The following is a 20266-nucleotide window of genomic DNA, read 5'->3' as shown; positions in this document are numbered from 1 at the left end:
CCCATCATTTGTAGTCGACGCGTATCGCTTCGACGAACATTGTTCCAGAACCCTGTGCCGGCTCAACTCCGAGCGAATGACCATTGTAGTACTCATTTCCAGTCAAGATTTTTTGCGACACTAAATAGGCATGCATCGCCTTCAAATCGATCGATGCTTCAGATAGATCCTTTCCGTCGGCAGGTACAAAAAGAATATCTGGTGGCGACGTTTTCCTATCGACCGCGACATTCCATGCCACGCCGTTCGATTCAAACCGGCCGATCGGCGTAGACCTCCGAAAATACTTCATCGAATATTGCGGCGTATGGACGAACACCTCAACCTCAAAGAGATGGGTGTCGCCACCATGCGGGGTTGCAGTCAAGAACCAGTCATAGATGACATCGTAGCCATTTTCGGTACCGCTGTGCTGAAGCTTGTGCGAAACGGTGAGCACATCAATTTCATTGAGCCGCCGCGGAGGCACAGGAACCTTCGGCACCGTGTTGAAATAGTCGCCGAAGCCCGCAACCTGAAGAAAGCCCAGAACGTTCTTAGGCTCCCGGGCGGGCCAGTCCCACTTTAGGCGCGTGCCATTCGGGAACTGCGCAGGATCCACCTCGAAGCCCTGGGAAAAATCAACGCCCGCGACGAACTTGCCGCGATTGTAGGGATCCATGAAGGCAGTATAAGGCCCGCGCGTGAACAGCTCATGGTCGCCATAGCGCGTCTTGACACCTGTTTCGGAAGCCACTCTTTCTGCCGCAAATGCCGAGCAATCCAGCAACGCCAACACAACTATGAGCGCTCGCGTCGCGTACCTTCCCCACAAGCCGCTCACGACTGATTTTCTCCGCATGCGAACATTCCCTCGAATTTGGATCAGCGTCGAGAATAGCTTACACCTCGACGGGCCGGTCCTATATAACCGAACTGACGTCAGCTCAGTTCACCCCCAGCAGACAACGCATGAACATAGTCCTCATCGATCCATCCCTGTTTACGTGGCCTTACGACTTTCAGTTAGCGGATGCTTTGTATCAAGCAGGACATACCGTTCGTATCTTCGGCAGGAAGCCAGATGCGGCCGAAACAGATGAGCATAGGCGGTTCTTAGTCCAGCATTTCTACAAGGGCCTCGAACCAAGCCGACTCAAGCGATTCCCCCGCGGGCTCAGTCTAGGACTTAAGGGATTGAGCCACATAGGATCAATGTTTCAATTGCTGCGGCATTTGGCCCGGGAGCGACCTGACGTAATTCACTTTCAATGGACCCCGCTTGCGCCCATCGACATCCGCTTCATTTCGCAATTCAGGCGAATAGCACCAACCATCCTGACCGCTCATGATTCCAAGCCCTATAACGACAATCCACGCTCAGGATTGCAACGGCTCGGCGCGACGGAAATCTTCAGACGTTTCGACCATGTCATCGTGCACACCAAGGCTGCACGCCAGAGGATGCTCGACTATAGCGTCGACGCCGACCGGGTTTCCATTGTGCCGCACGGGCTTCTCCTCGAGCCATTCACTTCGGATGCGGAGGACGCCCGTCAGGACCGCCGCGTCGAAATCCTGCTATTCGGCCAGATCAAGCCCTACAAGGGCGCGGACATCCTCATCCGTGCGATCGGAGAGTTGCCGGAACCAGCAAGACGACGTTGCCGGGTAAGAATCGTCGGCAGGCCGGAAATGAACATGGAGCCCCTGCTCGACTTGGTCGATCAGTTGGACCTTCGAGACACTGTGGAGTTTGATCTACGCTTCGTGCCCGATTCTGAGATTCCCAAGCTGATGACAGATGCTGACATTCACGTGTTTCCGTATCGAGAGATCGATGCTTCCGGCGTGCTCATGCTGGGTCTGGCGGCAGGAAGGCCGGTGGTTGCCTCTCGCATCGGGCTATTCGAAGAACTGCTCTGTGATCTCAAACTCAACAAGCTGATCGAGCCCAATTCACCAACAGCGTTGGCTTCGACGCTCGCGCCGTTGATTGCAGACGACAAGTACCGATCCGAGGCTGCGCGAGAAATCGTCCAAATGCGCGGCTCCATCTCGAACTGGGGCGAGATCGCAACGAAAACCATCTCGGTGTACGACAAGGCCCGTGCGGATCACACGCGCCGAAATGACCGTTAGCTCTGCACGGCAATTGGACCTGCGCTTCCGGTCCAAGCCCGCTCGCGCACAGACATGAGCCCCCAGAAGAAGCCTATCGCCCAAGACGTATGCATGACGAAAGCTGCGGGGGCCGTCAGAAGGCCACACTTCGACCGGTTCTGGATCGAGGCATATACGGAGTAACTCAAAAGCACCGTCAGATAAGCTAGCGGCCAAGCAAGGAGTCGAGCATCCCCGATAGCGCCGAATGCGAGCACCGAAGCCAGCATAACAACGACATGAGCCGGGACAAGGAATTGGCGCAACCGTAGTGAGGCAGGATGCTTTCTGACGGTTCTCGATCTGCCCCGCCCGTAGTTGAAATATTGCCTCCAAAGCGAGGCCAAACTGCTTCTTGGCTGATATTCGATGCGAATGTCCGCATCCAAATAGATGCGGCCACCTATATGTCGCAGTCGGCAGTCGAATTCCGCATCCTCGTTGTGACTGAACGTTTCATCGTATCCGCCCACTCGCCGAAATGCGTCCATGCTCATCGCGGCATGATGACCGTGATCCACAAACTCGCTCTTCCGCCCTGCGCGATGTGCTGAACCGCCGGTGCCAACCTTTGAGTTCGACACCCACGCAATGGCTCTTTGCAGACAGTTCCCACCGATGGTGTCCATCGGCACGACCACCGCATCTGCTTTTGTCCGGAGAAGCGACGAAGCGAGATCACGAACGAAATTATCGGGATATTCAGAGTGCGCATCGCACCGGATCAGGATGTCAGCCGCTTGACCGAACTCCCTGACGGCAAGGTTGATTCCCACGCTCTGGATGCGTTTTGGATTATGAAGGAGGCTGATCCGACTGTCCTCAGCACTCATCTGTCGCACGATATTGGTGGTGCCATCCGTGCTTCCTCCATCTACGACGACAATTTGAACTCGGCCTTCCGGCAAATTGTTCACAAGACGATTCAGCAGGGGGGAGATGTGGACGGACTCGTTCAGCGTCGGGATGACAACTAGAATGTTCTGTTGCGATTGCATGCCGGTAAGCTCTTAGCCTTCTACGAAACTGGATTCTAGACACCGCGTCGGTCGTAAAGCTGATCAGATCGCCGCACGTAGCTCTGCACGCCGTAGTCCGGACCATAATGCTGCTCGCCATCGAGTACGCCGGCATCCTGCGTTCGGTCTAGCCTGAGCGAGCGCCCCTCAATTCGCGAGAAGACCAACGCACTTGCAAGGCCGCCCAGCGATCCAAAGACCACCGCAAGCACGAAGACGAGCCAGTAGTTCGGAAAGACCGGCCGAAATGGCACGCTGGCGCTCTGGAGCACTTTCACCGAGGAGAACTTCGCCGCACTGGACTCCGCGGCGATTTGCTCCTCGATCATGCGGCGTGAATAGAGATCGGAGTTCGCGGCGGCCTGAGTGACCGCGCGTTTAAGCGTCGCGAAATCCTTCTCATTGATAGAGAGGCGGTTCAGGTCCTCCGTTATCTTCGATATTTCCGCCGTTTGCTGTTTCAGAAGACTCTCGGCGTTAGCAAGATCCGCGTTGATCTTGAAAAGTTCGACCATGGAGTCCTGGTAGACCTTGATGAGCAACAGCGGGGGATCGCCAGTACGCTCCTCGACAGTTTTCGACTGCGGCGATGCAGGTGCGGTTCGCTCGCCGCCACTCAGACTGTCTACCAAAGAAGAGACATAAGGCGATCTGGCCACTGGAGCTAGGCTACGAAGTTGATTGGCCAGCGCCTGCCTCTGCGCGGTCTTCCCTGCGATCGATGATCGGGTGTGGGCTACCGACAAAGAAAGATCGTTCAATCGCTTCAGAAGCAATTCGCGCTGATCGTCCGCAGAATAGGTCTGCGTGCTTCTGGCGAATTGCTCGAAACGCTCGGAAGCCTTTTGAAAATCGTCCTCGAAGCGCTCCTTCTGGCGCAAGAAAAATTCGGCGGCGCCAGGCCGACTGAAGATGTCGATCTGCCGATCAACAAATGCCTGAGCAATCGCATTGGCGAGTTGAGCAGCCACATCTGCATCGCGGTGCTTGACGGCGATCCGGATGATATCCGAGTTCGGTTCTGCTCTGACGTTGATCTGCTTCATAAGTCTTGGCAGCCAATATTCGGACGGAGCAGCGTCTGTTTTCGCAGCAGCCCCCAATCCGAGACGAGACCGAATTGTCAGGAGCAGAGAAGTCGGTGCGCTATCCGGATTGGCTATGACTCGATCGATACCGACTTGTTCGGCGGCGCGACGAATCACTTCGTCGCTTTGAGCGATGCGAGCGAGCGATGCGTTGAACTCGGCTCCTCGTTGCGCTCCGTCGGCCGGCTGATGAAGATTTGTCTGACCAACGATAAGGAGCGTCGACCCCTCGTAAACCGGCTCCATCAACAAGAAGGCGACGAACGTCACGAAAAAGAGCGTCGAAGAGGTCACAATAAAAGCAACCCTTTGCCGCCAAATCACCCTAAGTATGGCAATCGCATTCCGCTCGATTGAACGATCGACGGTTCTCATATCCATATTTGGCAGCCTCGGAACGCTCTAGTTGTACAGTTTATGCTGCGACGCACCAAAACAAAAGACCTTTTTAACCGCACCGCGGCATGACGCCGATTTCAAGCCTTCGCGGGGTCCCCCTCCGCAAGCCCTAAAACCTAAGAGCGTAACCGCACTTGGTAAACCAGCCACGGCAGGTGGATCCATTAAGGAAACGTCCCAACCAAATATCCATACAACCAGAAAATGGCAGAAGCAGAGAATTTTGGAGTCAGATTAAGCCTGATTCACCGTCGGCACGTAAAATGTGTGCCGGCAAGCGCGCAGTGTGTCTCCAAAGTTTAAACGTGCTGGAACGTCATACCCAAAAATCGAAACCATGGGGACAATTCATGGCAGGATGCTCCTGCCTGCCACTTCAAAAAGGACGTCGCAATCAAACCGCTAGTGCTGAGCACCAGGCAACTTAAGCAATTCACCGTTGCCAAACCAAGAGACGCAATGATTGGCCTATCTGCTCCCTGCAGGAAGATCGGAGAAAGACAACATCCGGCAAGGCGTTTCTATCTTACCTCGCTTTCGCAGCTGGGCAGAGCTCCAGCGGCTGCAAAGACCGGTGAAGAGGACTGTGATGAATTGGCTTCGATGAGGGCCCCGTCAAGCACGACCGTTAGTCACGAGTGCTTCCGGCCGATCGCAAGCCAAAGAAAGCTGCCGCAACTTCCGAAGAAATATGATCCCAACTCAAGTCGGTGGTCGCGCTTTTCTTCGCACCGGCCATTAAGGACGCCCGAAGCACGGGATCCACTGCAACCAGCTTGATTGCATCGACGAGGCTGAGGACGTCCCCGGGCTCGACCAGCAATCCATTCTCCATGTTCGTCACGACGTCCACCAGTCCCCCAATGCGACTTGCGATAACGAACCGGTGGTTTGCAAATGCCGCGGCCGCAATACCGCTCTGCGTTGCACTCGTATAAGGCATCACCACGCAATGGGACTCTTGCAGTGAATTGATGACATCGGCGGGGGGAGCGAACCCGTTGAAAACACGAACTTCGGGCAATTTGCTAAAGCGACTCTGCAGACGGTCGAGTTCGGGCCCCTTGCCGGCGATGGTCAGGCGGAACGGAACCGCCTGTTCGTGCAGAAGCTCGATCGCTTGGCAAAGTATCTCGATTCCCTTGTAATTCTCCATTCGGCCAAACAGATACATCTGCAAGGGATCATCCGGAGGGCGTCTTTCGAAGGCAGACGAAAGCATACCCCCGTGAGCACTTAAAATGACCTTTTGGCGGGCCGGCGGATCGACCTTCATGTACTGATCGAAACAATAGCGCCCATGAACAATCACGAAATCTGACGTCATGCGCACGTAGTCACGGAGAAATTGCGCGCGACGGCCTTCGTCGCCGTCGCGCCCGGGGTGAGGAGCCGGATCGTGGACCGTAAGTGCGATCTTGCCGAATGGCTTGACGAGAGTTGCGAGTGCGGCATTGAAGAACCTCCGTCGCGGACCGACCGCCTCCTGAAGGTGAAGGATATCCGGCCTAACTCTGACGATAGTCCACGCGAGACGCAGGAGGTCACTAGGCGTCTTGAAGTCTGATGTGATCATTTTTCCTGAGGAAGCAAGCGCCGGAACTTCCCTTCCATCATACTCAGCATCCAATTGAGCTCGGTCGACGCACACGATCACCCTGCAGCTCCTGGAAAGAGCAGCCGCATATCGCAAGGTATATTCGGGGAAATGAGGCGCTACAATCGCAACGGTTCGGATCATCTCACCCTCGCATAAGCAGCGACACGACCGTAGACGCGAGATCTATCGAGAGCGCTCAGGGACAGGAAAAAATACGTCATCGCGGAGAGGCACGAGTAAAGCGCACACTCTGCGACCAAAGAGACTAGCGATCGATCGAGCAACATTCCTCCGAGCTCCTTGGACGCGAGAGCGCCCGTCAAAAAGAGAAGCGGGATGGACAGATCGCGCCAGGAAAACGGATATTCCTTCAAGATACGAACCACATAGGCACATCGCACGATATTGACAACGAGAAACGCGATCAGAACGGCCAACGCCGCACCGACGTCAGCGAAGTAAGGTATGAAGAGAAAAAGGGACAGCAATAAACATCCAACGCCCAAACCAAGAATTGCAACTTCAGACTTGTGCCGGCCAGTCATTGAAAGCACGTAACCGAAGGGTGAAAGGATCGCGCTGGCGTACCAGCCTGTCGCGAGAAGCATCGCCAATTGCCAGGAAAACTGAAATCCCCTTCCAAACACAAGATCCAGGTGCGTCCCAAAGATGGCGACGCCTGCAAACATATAGCCACCAATGAGCCTGGCACGGTGAAGATACCGCTTTAGCTCCAAGATGATCTCATCCAGATTACCCTGCCGATAAAACTCCGCGATGCGCGGCCCCATCATCTGGGAAGCCGCCATCGGATAGATTTGTATGATCTGCGCTATGCCGCTGATCGCGTTGTATTGTCCCGTGATCTGCGTATTGGTGAGCGCACCCAGGACAAGAACATCCACGAAGCGCATGGCTTGATATATAAGTAGAGAGACCGCCATCCAGAGAGACTCGCCAAGGACTGCGAGTGACAGACGCGCTCCTTGCGCTGACGGCACCAATCTGGCTTGGCTGCTCCTGTAATCAAGATAGGAGAGAGCAACGAACGAACTGAGATATGCGATCGAATTAACCCAAATAACCGCAGCAACTCCGCCACCGCAAATGAGCACAAGCACTGTGAGCGCCAAGCGCAGCAGGCTTTGACAATAGTTAACCGCTACCGAATAAGCATTAATCTGTCCGAGGACGCGATAAATTGCTCCCGATATCTGAACGTCCGCAGCAAATATCAACCCCAGCATCGCGACCGCACACAGATATGAAAGGTCACTGATGTCCGCGTAAACTCCTTGAAGCAGGGGCCCCACCGCAACGACCGTAAGGAGCAGAACGACCAAGTTCAGCGCAAAGACCAATGCGCGAGAACACATCCATAAACCGCTGAACTCGCGCGATTCCGGCGGATAGAATGCGCCATGCTTCAAGAGTGCCAAGTCGAGCCCAAGGGGCGCAAGGATGAGCACGAACGTCGACAGATTTTTCAGAATGGCAACTTCGCCAAAGCCGCGCGCCCCCAGATAGCGAGCGATGCATACGCTCGCCAAGAACGCGGTAACCTGCTGGACGAGCATGCCGCCCATGACGACCGCAGTTTCAGATCGGCGCATATCGTCGCTCACGCAAATTGGCACATCGGCCGGCTTCGACCGACAAACGCGGGCCGCGCCAAGTGCGAAGGTCTTTGAAGTGTCTATCGCCCAATCGCCAGATCCGGACGCAGGACTTTGTCTTCAGGTTCGTCGATCAGATTTTCCGCCGGAACGGCCGGTGCGCGAACGATCGCGCCCGCGAGGAGTGCATACATGGTGACCATCACCACCCAAGCGGTGTTGTCGCGATTCAAAAGCGAACTTTCCAACAGATCTCGCAACCAGCAGAACGAAAGAACGGCGCAGATCAACCAGCGCGACGCGTCGGAAGAAAACGGCTTGGAAAACAGAGAATGCAGGGGGAGAACGACGAGAGCGAGGACCGCAACAATTGCTCCCGGCACCCCGATTTGGAGAGCGAGATTTAGATATCCATTGTGGGCATGATTGATAGTCGTCACCCAGTTCGACGCATAATCCAGGATCGGACTGCTGGAGCCGATCGACCAGAACGAACCGTAGCCAGCTCCGAGCCAAAAATGATCCCTTAGATAGTTGAGAACGACCGGCCAAATCTGCACGCGCCCCGTAAGACCCGCAGGATCATCGAACGTGTTCTGAATCAGATCGTTTGGAATACGATCTAGCGCGACTGCGAAAAGAGGTACCAGCACAAATCCAACAAGGACCACGCGGCGCAAAACAGGGCGGGACAAGCAAAGGTTGGACATCAGGCCGATCACCGCAGCGACAAACATAAATCCAAACGACGTCTTCGACGACGTCATGTACAGAAACACGAGAGACAGGACGATCAACACGGGGCCGGAGATGAACGATCGATACTTCACGGTCAAATGCAAAAAGAATAGGCAGGAAATGGCGCAGACCGCGCCAGCTTCGTTCTTGTTGTCGTGGATACCACGCCAGCTTCCCGCCAGGTTAGGATCTTGGACGAGATTTCCGCTTTGGTGAACGGCGTCGACGAACCCCGCTACGGCCAGCCAGTCTGCCACAACGACAGCCGCGAATACGGTCGAGAGAATTCCCAAGGCGTCATCATAAGGAAGAGCCCGAACGGTAAGCAGCAGGGAAAGCGTAACCACTGACGTAAAGACAACGCGTCGCAGGGCGATGTCCGGCTCGATCGCCCAAATGATGCTAATACCGCACCAGACGAGGACAACGGCAAACCCGATCGGCACCTCCTGCAGGAAGCGCACTCCCTGTCGCGCAAAGCTGTTGAGGAGAACTGAGGCAAAGAATGCGACATAGAGAACTTGACGAAGTGCATCGCCGCTTCCCTCACTGGAGGTGCCTGGCGCAAGCTTGGTTTCGCCGAGCAGGAAGACCGGCTGAAGCCCCACAATGGCCAAGAGCAGGATAAGCGTGAAGTTTATCTTCGCGATCGCACCTCCGCTCCAGAAGCGGAGCCAAGTGGGGCCCTCCGTCACCGAACATCCTCTAATCTGCATGGGCACCAGACGAGTTTAACCAATCGTCGATGTCGAAGGTAGAAATATCACAAAATCGTGAAAATTGCTTGCCCAACCTTGGAGCGCAAGAGCGATAACGCCGCGGCGTCTGCCGTGCCGAAATTCGCTGTCGCCAACCAATCTTGGCTTGGTTCATCCGCGATCAGCCTCAAGATTTTCAAGAAGATCGTCGATCGTATCCTGCAAATGGATCGCGCTGCCGCGATCGTCACAGGGGAGCTTCCATGGTCTTTTTGATGCGGTTTGTCAGTATCCAGCTTGCGGTGCTCGTTGCTTCCATTCTCTTGTCACATGCAGCAAACGCCGCGGGTTGGCGGATCGTTTTCGAGGATACATTCAACGGCAAAGCGCTAGATCGGCAAAAATGGGCCACGCGCTATATCTACAACAATGAGACTCAGGATCGGCTCAACGACGAGGTCGAACGATACCGGGACAACGGAAATCATATCGTTCAGGACGGGGAGCTGCAGCTGATCGCGAAACCTGTCGGACCCGGGCAGTACGAATCGGGCATGATTCGCTCTCAGCAGACCTTCTACTACGGTTATTTCGAAGCACGCGTCTTCCTGCCGAAAGGGCGCGGGATTTGGCCTGCGTTTTGGTTGAATTCAGACTACGACAAGAATGGCAAACTGAACTGGCCACCGGAAATCGATATTTTCGAGTACGTCGTCAACGGCAAAGAAGATCTGGATACGATGGTCCATTCGGCGATTATTCCCCCGCCGAGTAACCCGCCGACCTTCGAATATCGAGATCCCAAATTTGACCCGCGCTGGCTGTCTTATGTAGCGGATCGCCCATTGAATGACAGCTGGCATGTATTCGGATTGGTGTGGACGCCGGATAAGGTCTCTGTCTTCCTGGATGGCAAGCGGCTCTACACCCGCGCGTATCGCTGGGTCCGCAAAGATGGCTCCTTTGGTCCTCCCGCCCACTTATTGCTGAATTTCGCGATCGGAGGCCAATGGGCCGGAAGACACGGCATCGACGAGGCAAACTTCCCGCAAGCCTTCAAGATCGACTACGTCCGAGTTTGCCAGTTTGCCAAGGGAGACGAAGGCAAGCGGTACTGTGGCAATAGCCAAGCCACCCCTGATCCCGCGGTATTCGGCTATCAGGCAGAGTTTGACGACATGCCCAAGCCTCTGCTTGCGCCCCGGTTGCTACCCATCCATTCCCTGCCCGCTGATGGACAACTTAAGCGGGTGGCAGGGAGTTCCACGACGCTAAGGATTGGCAATCGCCTCGAACTGCCTCCAACCGAGGCCGACGTACAATCTCAGATTGTTCTCATTCTCAAGAACAAGCAGACTGGCCGCGAGGCCTTCCGCAGCATACAGCAATTGGATCAAGGTGCCATTCCGGAACGAAAGGACATCGAAATCGTAATCCCCCCGAGCGTGCCCGCGGGCGAATATTCGCTGCATGCAGCAATTTTCGCCCGGATCAACGCACAGGGGAAGCCGCCCCAGAACTTGGCAACCCCGGTGAAATGCGAATCGATCCCGAAAGCATTATCCTGCCAAATTGGCCGGATAGAACTTTCGCAATAATGGGGCAGGTTAGGAGCAGTCCAGATGAGCGCTCATGGTGACGTTCAGGCATCCCCCAGGACCGTGCTCGTCTACCGGAACGATCTGCTGCCGATCTCAGAAACGTTCATCAAGGAACAGGTAACGGCACTGTCCAAGTCGAAATGGCGAGCCGTACTGGTCGGCAAGCGTCTGCTCAAGGATCAGTTGCCGCTTCTCGATCTGTCGTCTCACCTGCTGGATCCGGGCCAGTCACGTCTTGATCGCTTCGCGTGGAAGGCCCTCAAAGCGAGCGGGCATCTTCCATCGCGAGCAGTCGCAGCGTTGCGCGCAGAGAACCCTCAGCTGGTTCACGCGCACTTTGGACCAGACGCGCTCGACGCCTGGCCGATCGCGAACTCATTGCGGATTCCGCTGTTGATCACGCTGCACGGATACGACGTTCAGACTTCACGCGATTGGTGGGAATCCGGTCGCGCCGGGTTCCGGATGAGGTTCTATCCACGTCGACTCTTGGCTCTCGCGAACCGACCGTCCGTCAGCTTTCTCGCGGTATCGCAGGCGATTCGGCAAAAGGCCCTCGATATTGGCATACCGGAAGATAAGGTTCAGGTGAACTACATTGGAGTTGACGTCGAAAAATTCAAACCAGGCTCAACTCCAATTGTTGATCGCCCCAAGAATGTTCTCTTCGTCGGAAGGCTGGTCGAAAAAAAGGGGTGCCAATATCTCCTGGCAGCAATGTCGCAGGTGCAGAAATCACACCCGACAGCTCGCTTGATCGTAGTTGGGGATGGAGCACTTCGGAAGACTTTGGAGACATCTGCCCTTCGACTTGGCGTAGACGCCGTCTTTCGCGGAGCGCTCGGACAACGAGAGATTCTCGAGGAACTCCACGCAGCGCGTGTGTTCTGCCTCCCGAGCGTAGTCGCGGAGAACGGAGATGCCGAAGGCTTCGGCCTGGTGCTCCTGGAAGCGCAAGCCTGTGGCGTGCCCGTGGTGACCTCCGCCTTGGGAGGAGCACTTGAAGGAATTCGTGACGGCTGCACGGGCTATCGATTTCTGGAGAAGGACATCGAGATGCTCGCGGACCGCTTGTCCAAGGTCCTGTCCGAGGAAGACACGGCAAGGAAAATGGCTCTCGAGGCAAGACGTTTCGTCGTAGACAACTTCGATCTGCGCCTATGCGCGCGAAAATTGGAAGATATATATGACCGCACGCAGTGATTGCGACGCAATTTCCTCGGGGTGAGAGTGCGTGGATCCACCGAAGCAGACCGCCAGCGCGCGCAAAGCACAATTCTCAGGCAATCCAAACCATCTTAAGACCCCTTGTTCCCGACCGGAACATCGCGTCGCTGCTATGAGCGTTGCAATTTACGCATCGTGTTGCCTAGCAATGAGACGTTGCCTGATCAATCGATGAATCGGTAATATTTCACAAAGCGACGACGCCGAGCAGTTAAATGGTAGAGAACCTTTGAAGATTTCCATCTACGTCCCCACGCACAACCGCCTGAAGCTTCTTGAGGCTTGCGTGGCCTCGGTCCTGCGCCAAAGCCACCAAGATCTCGAGCTATTGGTTGTCGATGACGGCTCTACCGATGGCACATCCGCATTCCTTGAGGATTCGGCGAGGAAGGATCCAAGAGTCCGATTTTTGCGGAACGAACGCCCGCAGGGCGCCCCCGCGTCCAGAAACAAGGCGATCCTCAGCGCGACCGGTGAATTCGTTACCGGTCTGGACGATGACGACGAATTTACTCCGGATCGCCTCGGTGCACTCCTCGAATTCTGGACGCTGTGCTCGAAGTACCAAACGAAGACCTCCTGCATCTTCTCGCAAGATTTCTTCGTAAGCGACGGCATCGTGACGGGCGTGTCAGTCAAACGTGGAACGGTTGAATTTAGGGACCTTGCTCAGTCCAACCATATCGGCAACCAGATATTCGCTCCGAAGCATGTCTTCTGCGAAGCCGGGTTGTTCGACGAAAGTCTTCCGGCTTGGCAGGATCTGGAGCTATTCTTGCGGATCACGAAGCAGTTTGGACCGGCGCGGCTGCTGGACATTCCGCTATATCTTCGCGACATGACGCCTTCGCTGAGCCGCATTTCCTCGAAATTTGATCGGGTTAGAAGCGCCTACAAGGCGGTGTCGCTGAAGCACTTCTCCAACGATCCCAGGGCGCAACAGATGCTGATGCTGCAGCTTTTTTCAGCATACTACGGAGTCGAGCCTACCTTCGCCGACTTGCGGGAGTTCTCCCGGCTCGGACTTTGGCTCCGCGGGATCGCGACCGTCGTTGGACGAATGGCGCTTCCCGCCGGCGGTAAATAGATCCCTTGCTCGCCCGTTCACGGCTTCAACGGACGGCCCCTCGATGAACCATGGCGCAGCGACCTGGTCGTAGCGCAGAGTCTGTCCGGCTAGGTCTCGTCGATGAAGGCAGCCGCTCAGCTTCGACGCTGTCTTGATACTTAACTTTGTCCATTGGACGCGCCGTCGCGCCACGTCGGGACGAACTCGCTCGCCAGCCACCACGCTTCTTTTTGAGGCTGAGCTTCTCAGCGTGCACGAAGTCCCAGACCGAATGGTAGTCGACCTTCAGGCCGCTTCCGGCGAGCTCGGCGATAAGCCCACGGATGGTGAATTCACCTTCCTTGATCCTTTGAGCCAGATTGCATGCCCGCCGAAGTTGCCTGCGGCTGGTGACCTCCCATCCAGCCCTCATCTCTGGCGCGTCTCAGCCAATCGTCCGACAGACGTATGGGATGGGAGACGATGAGCGAGCATCTCGCGCCTGCGACGATTGTCGCGATATCTGAGCAGTGGGGTTTCGATAAGGTGAAACGAAGCGCTGGCCACAACAATACTGATTGCAATATCGCCCAGACGAACGCCTTTAAATTCGATCCCCCAATCCTGCAACCGAATCATACCGTGATATAGATACAGGCCGTAGCTTATCTTACCGATATACTCGACTGGTGGAAATTCGAGACATCTGACAATCGGACCTTGCTGGTCGGCAACAAGCCCGACCAGAAGTGCCGCGACGAGCAACCCCGCCATCCAGGAAGCCAACTCACCGGCAATTGAATTCTGTCCAACGAACCAGGCTATCAGTGGCACAAGCAAATACAACAGTAACGCCGCTGGAGCGCAGACGGCAAAAGCCCGCCCTGGCTTGATCGTTAGTACGGTAAGACCACCGAGCGCCATCAATCCAAAGTTTGTCAGAGACCCAACATAGTTTGACCGCGGCGGCAGATCGAGCAGGTGTGTCGACACGCCAGCTGCGATAGCGACCAGAATGACGACAACGCAGATCCAGGCCATATGGCGCCGGGGCGTCAGAAGGAAAGCGAAACCCGCCCATAGATAGAATTGTTCTTCGACAGCAACGCTCCAAAGAGCTCCGATGTGCTCGGGATACGCTGACCAGACGTATCCCTGGAAAATATTGCTTGTGTACGTCAGTATCGCGAAGATTTCAGACCGGTCCAACGAAGGCCACGCTCCCGACAGGCCAAGCGCGATCGTCACAAAAACAACCAGGTAATAGACGGGCCAGATTCGAAAGAGCCGATTTTCGAAGAAGTGCCGGATCTCTAGATTGAACGTTGTGCTGCGCGCCTCAATTGCCAATCGTCTTTGGGAGAGAATTCCGATAATGAGAAACCCGCTGAGCACAAAGAACAGCCGTACGCCCGCTCCGCCAGTGCTTAACTCTGTCCCGATTGACGTCTTGTGGTTGAAGATGACCATGCCGACCGCGATTGCTCGCAAGCCAGTGAGACCACGAATTTCACCTTTGCTTCCCACGCGCTGCACTCGAAAATGATCAACGACGAGATTTACTCGCCCATCAATACAGGGCAGTCAATCTCGAACCTGATGGCGAAGAATGATGCACGTTGCATGCCATCTATTTCAATTTGGGCCCCGCAAGCATTCGCCATCTGACGAACAACGCTTGTTCGCATTTCAGTCATAATGGCTCGGCTTCAAACTTCGCGCGACGAAACCTTCACGGTTCGTCGGCATTTCCCAAGCGGCATAGTTGGGGGCGAGCGTGGAACCACCTCGCTTGCAAGCAAAATGGCGTCACAGAAAGCTCAACACACCCACACCATGCTCGTGGCTTGAGCACCGGGAACACCTAGGAGATGTTTCTAGGAGGCTGCTTACGCGAAAGTAAGGCTATCAGTTCTCGAATCTCATTGCGGGCCAAAACCGCAACGAGCAGCGCATAGACAATCACGCCGGCAGGAACAAGGATGGCAAGCAAAGGAATGGGTGTTAGCTGAGAAAGCCCCATTCTCTGCACCGCTACGAGCACCACTGCCATGATGAGTGCACTGATGAAAGGACGCGACAGATCACGAGCAAGATCAGCGAGCGTCAATTCGACCCTGAGAAGCGTTGTTCCGAGGTTGATTGCCGCAGTGAGGATGTTGGCAAAGAAATATGCTTGAGCGACGCCGATCGCGCCATACTGCGCGCCAAGAAAGAATGATGACAGATACAGAAATGCACACACCATCCCGATGTTGCGAAGCAGTCTTGTCTTCCCGAGCGCCATCAAGACTGCGCCCGACGTAGATGCAAGCGACTGCAGGTACCCGGTGGGTGCGAGCCATGCCACAATGCCGGCGGCATCTTTCCAGTTTGGCCCCAGAATTACCAGAATGAACGGGTCCCTCACTGACCAGATCCCAAGCATAAGCGGCGCAGTGAGCAAATTGATCAGCCGGAGAAGCTTCAAATAGTTCCGGCCAATCGCTGCTTTGTCCTGTTGTTTACCGCTGAAGATCGGAAAGAATGCACGGTTGACCACAGAGGTGAGGTTCTGGAGCGGAAACAGCATGATCCGATAGGCCATGTTGTAGAGTCCGAGCTCGAAGGGCCCGAGCACACGCCCAATGATCATGGCGTCCGCATTCCGTGAGAAATAGTTGATGATATTGAACGAGACCAAATTGCCGCTGAAGTGCAGAAGGCCTGCAAACTCGCCCCTGCTCCATCGCAATGTCGGCCTCCATTGCGATAAAACCCAATAGCAGAAACCCGACAAGGTCGTTGTAATCAACGTTTGCATAATCAGGCTGAGTATTCCCACTCCATGCCAAGCCGCAAAAATTCCGACCGCCGCTCCGACGAGCGCCGAGCCAATTTCGACAGCGGCGATGGTTCGGAAAAAGCCCCCACGTTCCAGAAGAGACAATTGCGTGGTGCCGAGAGCGCCTATTGGAAAAGCAACCGAGAGCAACAGCAAGATCGAGCCAAGGGCCGGCTCCCGGAAGACCCACGCGATTAAGGGCGAGCCCAACGCAACCAACGCACCCGCAACAACACCAAACGCCGCATTGGACCAAAAGACGGTATCGAGAAGTTCCCCGGAAAGAGCTTTCCTTTGTATAACCGCAGCGCCTGTTCCCATATCCCGGATGATCATCGCGAAATTCGTGACGATATTCGCCATCGCGAGTAGCCCGAAATCCGACGCCGGAAGAAGTCGAGCTAAAATGACCAAACTGACGAGTTGAATAACAACGCGGCCGATTTGGGATGTCGCAGCCCATTGGACATTCGATACAGCTGAACTCGGCTTCCTCATCGAAATTGGATCACGCGCCCTAAATGTCTCGCTCGACACCGTATAGACGGCTGCCCCCTTCCTGTCTCGACTGTTCGCAAGGCAGATCGGATCTTCGGAGAGACGGCTTGATCACAAAAGGCGGCGGCGACCGATCAACGCAACGATCCGGTGGCCTCATCCCGCGGCTGCTGCGCGCCACAAGCAACGCAAATAACTAGCTTTTTTGTAAGAACGGCGTCCCGATCCGCTTCAATTTGGTCGTGGACGGCCCACCAGGCGACGGAATATGGAGGCAGCGTCGTCAACACACGCTCCCGCTGCTGCTCTCGCTCGGCAGAGACGGAGGCAGTCTTGTCGGAGAATTTAAAGGATTTGCGCGATGGCCGTTCGGGATCCGGCCCGAGGCCATCCCAGGCAACTGCCCGAGCGCCAAGTTGCGGATTGCGACGCCCAAAGCCATCCTGCCCAGACGCACATCCAGCGAGCAGCACGAGGACAAAAAGGGAGCACAACGGTCTCAACTGGACTCCCGCTCCCTGTCACGAATGGGTCGAAAATGACTACTCACACATCCTTAACGAACAGGGTTAATAATTGTCTAAAGATTGTTCCTCAAACCGGAACTTTATCAATGGCCCATCCCTCGAAAGGCCAAGATTTGACGTCTGATTGTCTTGGACGATGTGATCTCAGGATGACAAGAATGCTTGCACGCGCTTGGCCGCTACTTTTTTCGATTTTGCTCTTTGCAACGCCTGTCCTTGCGGAGGACATATCGTTCGAATTTTCCTGGAAGGGTGTGACTTCCTGCCGAAGTATTTCCGGTAGTCCTGCAATGACGATCCGCAATTTTCCGAAACAGGCAACGCGGGTGATGCTGATTCTAACCCAAGGAAATTTGCCTCGCGGCGGACAAGAAGTAGATTTACCCGCTGATGGGCGGATTCCGGCCGGTTCCGCTATGACCATGGGACCATGCAATCCGGGCATGTATCGTTGGACGGCCATCTTCAAATCCGAAGCCGGCCAAGTGCTGGCCGAAGCGCACATAGATTCTCAATATCCCTGATACCTGACCTGATCTTGGGCCAACCGGCCGCAAATGCCAATTAACGAAGGTAGACAAACGAGTGGCGCTCGATACTCCCCAAATTTCCGTAGTGATGCCGATTTATAACGCTGAGGCATTTCTGGCGGCATCGGTCGAAAGTGTTCTTGCTCAAACCTTTTCGGACTTTGAGCTGATTGCAGTCGATGATGGTTCGACCGATCGATCTCCCGAAATTCTCGCCGAACTCGCGCGCCGCGATCCCCGATTAAAGGTTTATCGAAAGGCAAACTCTGGAATTAGCGACACGCTTAATTTAGGCCTAGATGAGGCGAGCGGCCATTGGATTGCTCGTTTGGACTCAGACGATCTGATGCTTCCCTCCCGGCTCAACCGACAACTGCACTTCGTCCGGTCCAATCCGGAAGTCGCGGCTGTCGGCTCCTACTACGGCATCATCGATAGCGACGGCATTTATAAAGCCACACGTCATCCTCTCCCGCGAACTCAGAGCGAACTTGAGCAACTCCTGGCGCGCGGAGAACCATTTGCCTTTCTGCATCCATCAATGATGTTCCGCCGCGATATTGCACTTCGGATCGGCAGATACCGTAGGGAATATGAGCCATGTGAAGACAGCGACCTGTTCGCCAGAATGCTGCAAGATGGGCATAAGATCCTGATACAGCCCGAAATCCTGACTCACTACCGCGTTCACTCGAAATCGATCTCGAGTAATAGCGCCCTTCGAATGTACACTATGCTGCGTTTCATCTTCACGAACTTCTACGCCGAAAGATCCGGCAGCCCGCCGATGACCTATCAGGAGTTCTTGGACAGGCACACGCGCGGGACGCTGGGCCGACGTCTCGTCTGGCAACGCGACGTTGCCTGGGAGTTGATGATGCGCGGGCATACGATGTCATCCATCAATGGCCGCAGAATCAAAGCGTTGTCGTGCTTGATCGCGGCATCTGTGCTGCGGCCCGATCGCGCTCTCCGCAGAACCTTGCGCCTGTTTGCATCCTAACGTGAACTAAGAGCGTGATGGCATTGAGTTCGGTAACCTGAATTTTTGAGGTTGGCGCAGTCCTTGGGAGTGAAGACATCGAGCGCATGGCCGATCGCGACGCAGACAGTCTCGACGGCTTTCGCGATCGCTTTTCAGCGCGCACGAAGTTCTAGGCCGAGTGGTCGTCGCCCTTCAGGCCGCGTCCGACGAACTCGGCAACAAGCCAACGGGTCGTGAATCACCTTCCTTGAACCTTTGCGCTAGCCAGTTGTCATCCGTGAAGAATTCCCAAGCCGTTGGTTTGGAATCCAGAAACGGCATTTTGCCGTGGTGGGGATTTGCAGAAGGCGGGCCCTTGGGGCGGGATTCCTTGCAAACTTGATTTGTGATTCACTCGCCTTTGACTGCTTTGGCGAGGGAACGAGATGCGACCACGGGAGCGGAGCGAGACCGGAGAGCACTTCCTGGAGGAGCGGTTCGGCGAGGTCTACACCGATGATCCCGGCCGGCCGCCGTGCCGACGCGGTTGATGGCGGGGCTGGCGATCCTCAAGCGCACCTACGACCTGTCCGACGAGGTGCTGTGCGAGCGGTGGGTCGAGAACCCCTATTACCAATACTTCTGCGGCGAGGAGTTCTTCCAGCACCGGCTGGTGTTCGATCGCGCTGGCGCGGCCGTGCCCGCAGGCCCTGTAGGCGCATCAGTCGTTCGATCTGGTGCAGGCCACAGTCCACCCCGTCGGCAAGCAGATCACGCCACACCCGGCGCGCACCATAGGTGCGGTCGCTGGCCATGAAGCTGGCCTTGACCTTGCCACCGAGCTCTTCGTCGCTGCGGGATCTGGCGCTGGGAGAGCGGTTCAGCCAGGCATGGAAGCCCGACCGCGACACCCCCAACGCATCGCATAGCCATGCCACCGGCCAGATCGCCCGGTGCTTCGCGATGAAGCCGAACTTCATGTCGCTTCCTTCGCGAAGTAGGCAGCGGCCTTCCTAAGAAACAGCCGGATTGGCGTCCCCCGGAATGGCCTGCAACAGGAAGCCTAGCGATTTGGCCCTCCGCTGAAGGTTGGCGACGACGCGGCTGCGATATTGTTGCTCATATTGGTTGGCACCCGGATCCCTGTAGCTCAGGCCGTGCCGGAGCGTGTTGTAGAATAAGACCGCAATCTTGCGGGCGGTCGCCGTTACGGCCTTCGACTTACCTGCCCGTGAGGACAGCCGACGATAGAATGCTCCCAGCGCTGTATCACTTCGACCGACCGTTGTGGCCGCCAACCGCAACAGCGCGGCCGCCCGACTGGAGGATCGTCGCGTACGCGAAGACAGCACCTTGCCGCCGGAGATCTTGTTGCCCGGCGCGAGGCAGAGCCAGGAGGTGAAGTGCTTGGCGGTCGGCCATGCCCTCAGATCTGTGCCGCACTCGCCGATGAGCTTCAAGGCGAGCGACGGACCCAACCCATGGATCTCGGTCAGATCGACGCCGAGCACACCATACAGCGCGGTCCTGACATCGAACGTGGGTATGTTGACCTGCTTGGTCTTTACGCGTGGCCTGGGTAACTTTCTGCTCGGTTTTGTCCCTCTGTTGCCCAACGCAGCGATCAAGACTTCGAGCTTGCGATCGCAGTCCAGCATCTTCGCCTGGTATGCGCGTTCCAGCCGATCGTGATCACCGATTCCAGGCGATCGTGATCACCCATTCCAGAGCATCGTGATCACCACTT

Annotated in this window: 15 protein-coding genes and 3 pseudogenes; 8 read left to right on the top strand and 10 right to left on the bottom strand. The window is 55.7% G+C overall.

Annotated features, from left to right (window positions below; translation table 11 throughout):
* Positions 1 to 4: 4 nt before the first annotated feature.
* Positions 5 to 841, bottom strand: coding sequence for a hypothetical protein (locus tag AC1RQP_RS39985; RefSeq protein ID WP_492943244.1), 837 nt, complete (start codon positions 839 to 841; stop codon positions 5 to 7).
* 110 nt (positions 842 to 951) lie between these two features.
* On the opposite strand from AC1RQP_RS39985, the gene AC1RQP_RS39980 reads away from it, so the two are divergent.
* Complete coding sequence (locus AC1RQP_RS39980; protein WP_492943242.1) at positions 952 to 2121, top strand: glycosyltransferase; 1170 nt, start codon at positions 952 to 954, stop codon at positions 2119 to 2121.
* On the opposite strand, the gene AC1RQP_RS39975 is transcribed toward AC1RQP_RS39980, so the two are convergent.
* From AC1RQP_RS39975 to AC1RQP_RS39955, 5 genes are all read right to left on the bottom strand, one after another.
* A complete protein-coding gene (locus tag AC1RQP_RS39975; protein WP_492943240.1) occupies positions 2118 to 3140 on the bottom strand; it encodes a glycosyltransferase family 2 protein in 1023 nt (340 codons plus the stop codon). The two genes, AC1RQP_RS39980 and AC1RQP_RS39975, sit on opposite strands and share 4 nt — an antisense overlap.
* 35 nt (positions 3141 to 3175) lie before the next feature.
* Positions 3176 to 4630, bottom strand: coding sequence for a GumC family protein (locus AC1RQP_RS39970; RefSeq protein ID WP_492943238.1), 1455 nt, complete (start codon positions 4628 to 4630; stop codon positions 3176 to 3178).
* Positions 4631 to 5276: 646 nt separating this feature from the next.
* A complete protein-coding gene (locus tag AC1RQP_RS39965; RefSeq protein ID WP_492943236.1) occupies positions 5277 to 6389 on the bottom strand; it encodes a glycosyltransferase family 4 protein in 1113 nt (370 codons plus the stop codon).
* Positions 6386 to 7873, bottom strand: a complete 1488-nt coding sequence (locus AC1RQP_RS39960) for an oligosaccharide flippase family protein (protein WP_492943234.1) — start codon at positions 7871 to 7873, stop codon at positions 6386 to 6388. Before AC1RQP_RS39960 ends, AC1RQP_RS39965 begins: the two co-directional genes overlap by 4 nt.
* Before the next feature lie 71 nt (positions 7874 to 7944).
* Positions 7945 to 9297, bottom strand: a complete 1353-nt coding sequence (locus AC1RQP_RS39955; RefSeq protein WP_492943232.1) for an O-antigen ligase family protein — start codon at positions 9295 to 9297, stop codon at positions 7945 to 7947.
* 78 nt (positions 9298 to 9375) lie between these two features.
* On the opposite strand from AC1RQP_RS39955, the gene AC1RQP_RS39950 reads away from it, so the two are divergent.
* The 4 genes from AC1RQP_RS39950 (at position 9376) to AC1RQP_RS39935 (ending at position 13215) form a co-directional block, all read left to right on the top strand.
* The gene (locus tag AC1RQP_RS39950) at positions 9376 to 9576 is read left to right on the top strand and encodes a hypothetical protein (RefSeq protein WP_492943230.1); all 201 of its coding nucleotides are present in this window, start codon (positions 9376 to 9378) and stop codon (positions 9574 to 9576) included.
* Positions 9564 to 10898 (top strand): glycoside hydrolase family 16 protein, encoded by a 1335-nt coding sequence (locus tag AC1RQP_RS39945; RefSeq protein ID WP_492943228.1) that lies wholly within the window; start codon positions 9564 to 9566, stop codon positions 10896 to 10898. Before AC1RQP_RS39950 ends, AC1RQP_RS39945 begins: the two co-directional genes overlap by 13 nt.
* Positions 10899 to 10922: 24 nt before the next feature.
* Positions 10923 to 12104 (top strand): glycosyltransferase, encoded by a 1182-nt coding sequence (locus AC1RQP_RS39940; RefSeq protein ID WP_492943226.1) that lies wholly within the window; start codon positions 10923 to 10925, stop codon positions 12102 to 12104.
* Between the two features lie 253 nt (positions 12105 to 12357).
* On the top strand, positions 12358 to 13215 hold the full coding sequence (locus AC1RQP_RS39935) for a glycosyltransferase (RefSeq protein WP_492943224.1): 858 nt from the start codon (positions 12358 to 12360) through the stop codon (positions 13213 to 13215).
* Positions 13216 to 13605: 390 nt separating this feature from the next.
* Here the strand turns inward: AC1RQP_RS39935 and AC1RQP_RS39930 are convergent, their stop codons facing one another.
* Together AC1RQP_RS39930 and AC1RQP_RS39925 are read right to left on the bottom strand one after the other, a co-directional pair.
* Positions 13606 to 14703 carry an acyltransferase family protein gene (locus AC1RQP_RS39930; protein ID WP_492943222.1) on the bottom strand — a complete coding sequence of 366 codons (1098 nt, stop codon included), beginning with the start codon at positions 14701 to 14703 and terminating at the stop codon, positions 13606 to 13608.
* Between the two features lie 337 nt (positions 14704 to 15040).
* The gene (locus tag AC1RQP_RS39925; protein WP_492943220.1) at positions 15041 to 16498 is read right to left on the bottom strand and encodes an MOP flippase family protein; all 1458 of its coding nucleotides are present in this window, start codon (positions 16496 to 16498) and stop codon (positions 15041 to 15043) included.
* A 685-nt stretch (positions 16499 to 17183) separates the two neighbouring features.
* Here AC1RQP_RS39925 and AC1RQP_RS39920 point away from each other — a divergent pair.
* The 3 genes and pseudogenes from AC1RQP_RS39920 to AC1RQP_RS39910 form a co-directional block, all read left to right on the top strand.
* Positions 17184 to 17549, top strand: coding sequence for a hypothetical protein (locus AC1RQP_RS39920; protein WP_492943218.1), 366 nt, complete (start codon positions 17184 to 17186; stop codon positions 17547 to 17549).
* Between the two features lie 61 nt (positions 17550 to 17610).
* Positions 17611 to 18558: a glycosyltransferase family 2 protein gene (locus AC1RQP_RS39915; RefSeq protein WP_492943216.1), complete on the top strand. Its 948-nt coding sequence runs from the start codon at positions 17611 to 17613 to the stop codon at positions 18556 to 18558.
* A gap of 407 nt (positions 18559 to 18965) precedes the next feature.
* Positions 18966 to 19207, top strand: a pseudogene (locus tag AC1RQP_RS39910) (transposase); the annotation flags it as partial.
* On the opposite strand, the pseudogene AC1RQP_RS39905 reads toward AC1RQP_RS39910, so the two are convergent.
* Positions 19203 to 19532: pseudogene (locus tag AC1RQP_RS39905) on the bottom strand (IS3 family transposase); the annotation flags it as partial. The pseudogenes AC1RQP_RS39910 and AC1RQP_RS39905 overlap by 5 nt on opposite strands.
* A pseudogene (locus AC1RQP_RS39900) lies at positions 19533 to 20189 on the bottom strand (transposase); the annotation flags it as partial.
* Positions 20190 to 20266: the final 77 nt, after the last annotated feature.

The sequence above is a fragment of the Bradyrhizobium sp. GW821-FHT13H06 genome (assembly GCF_058803975.1).
This window is presented reverse-complemented; position numbering and strand designations above follow the sequence as displayed.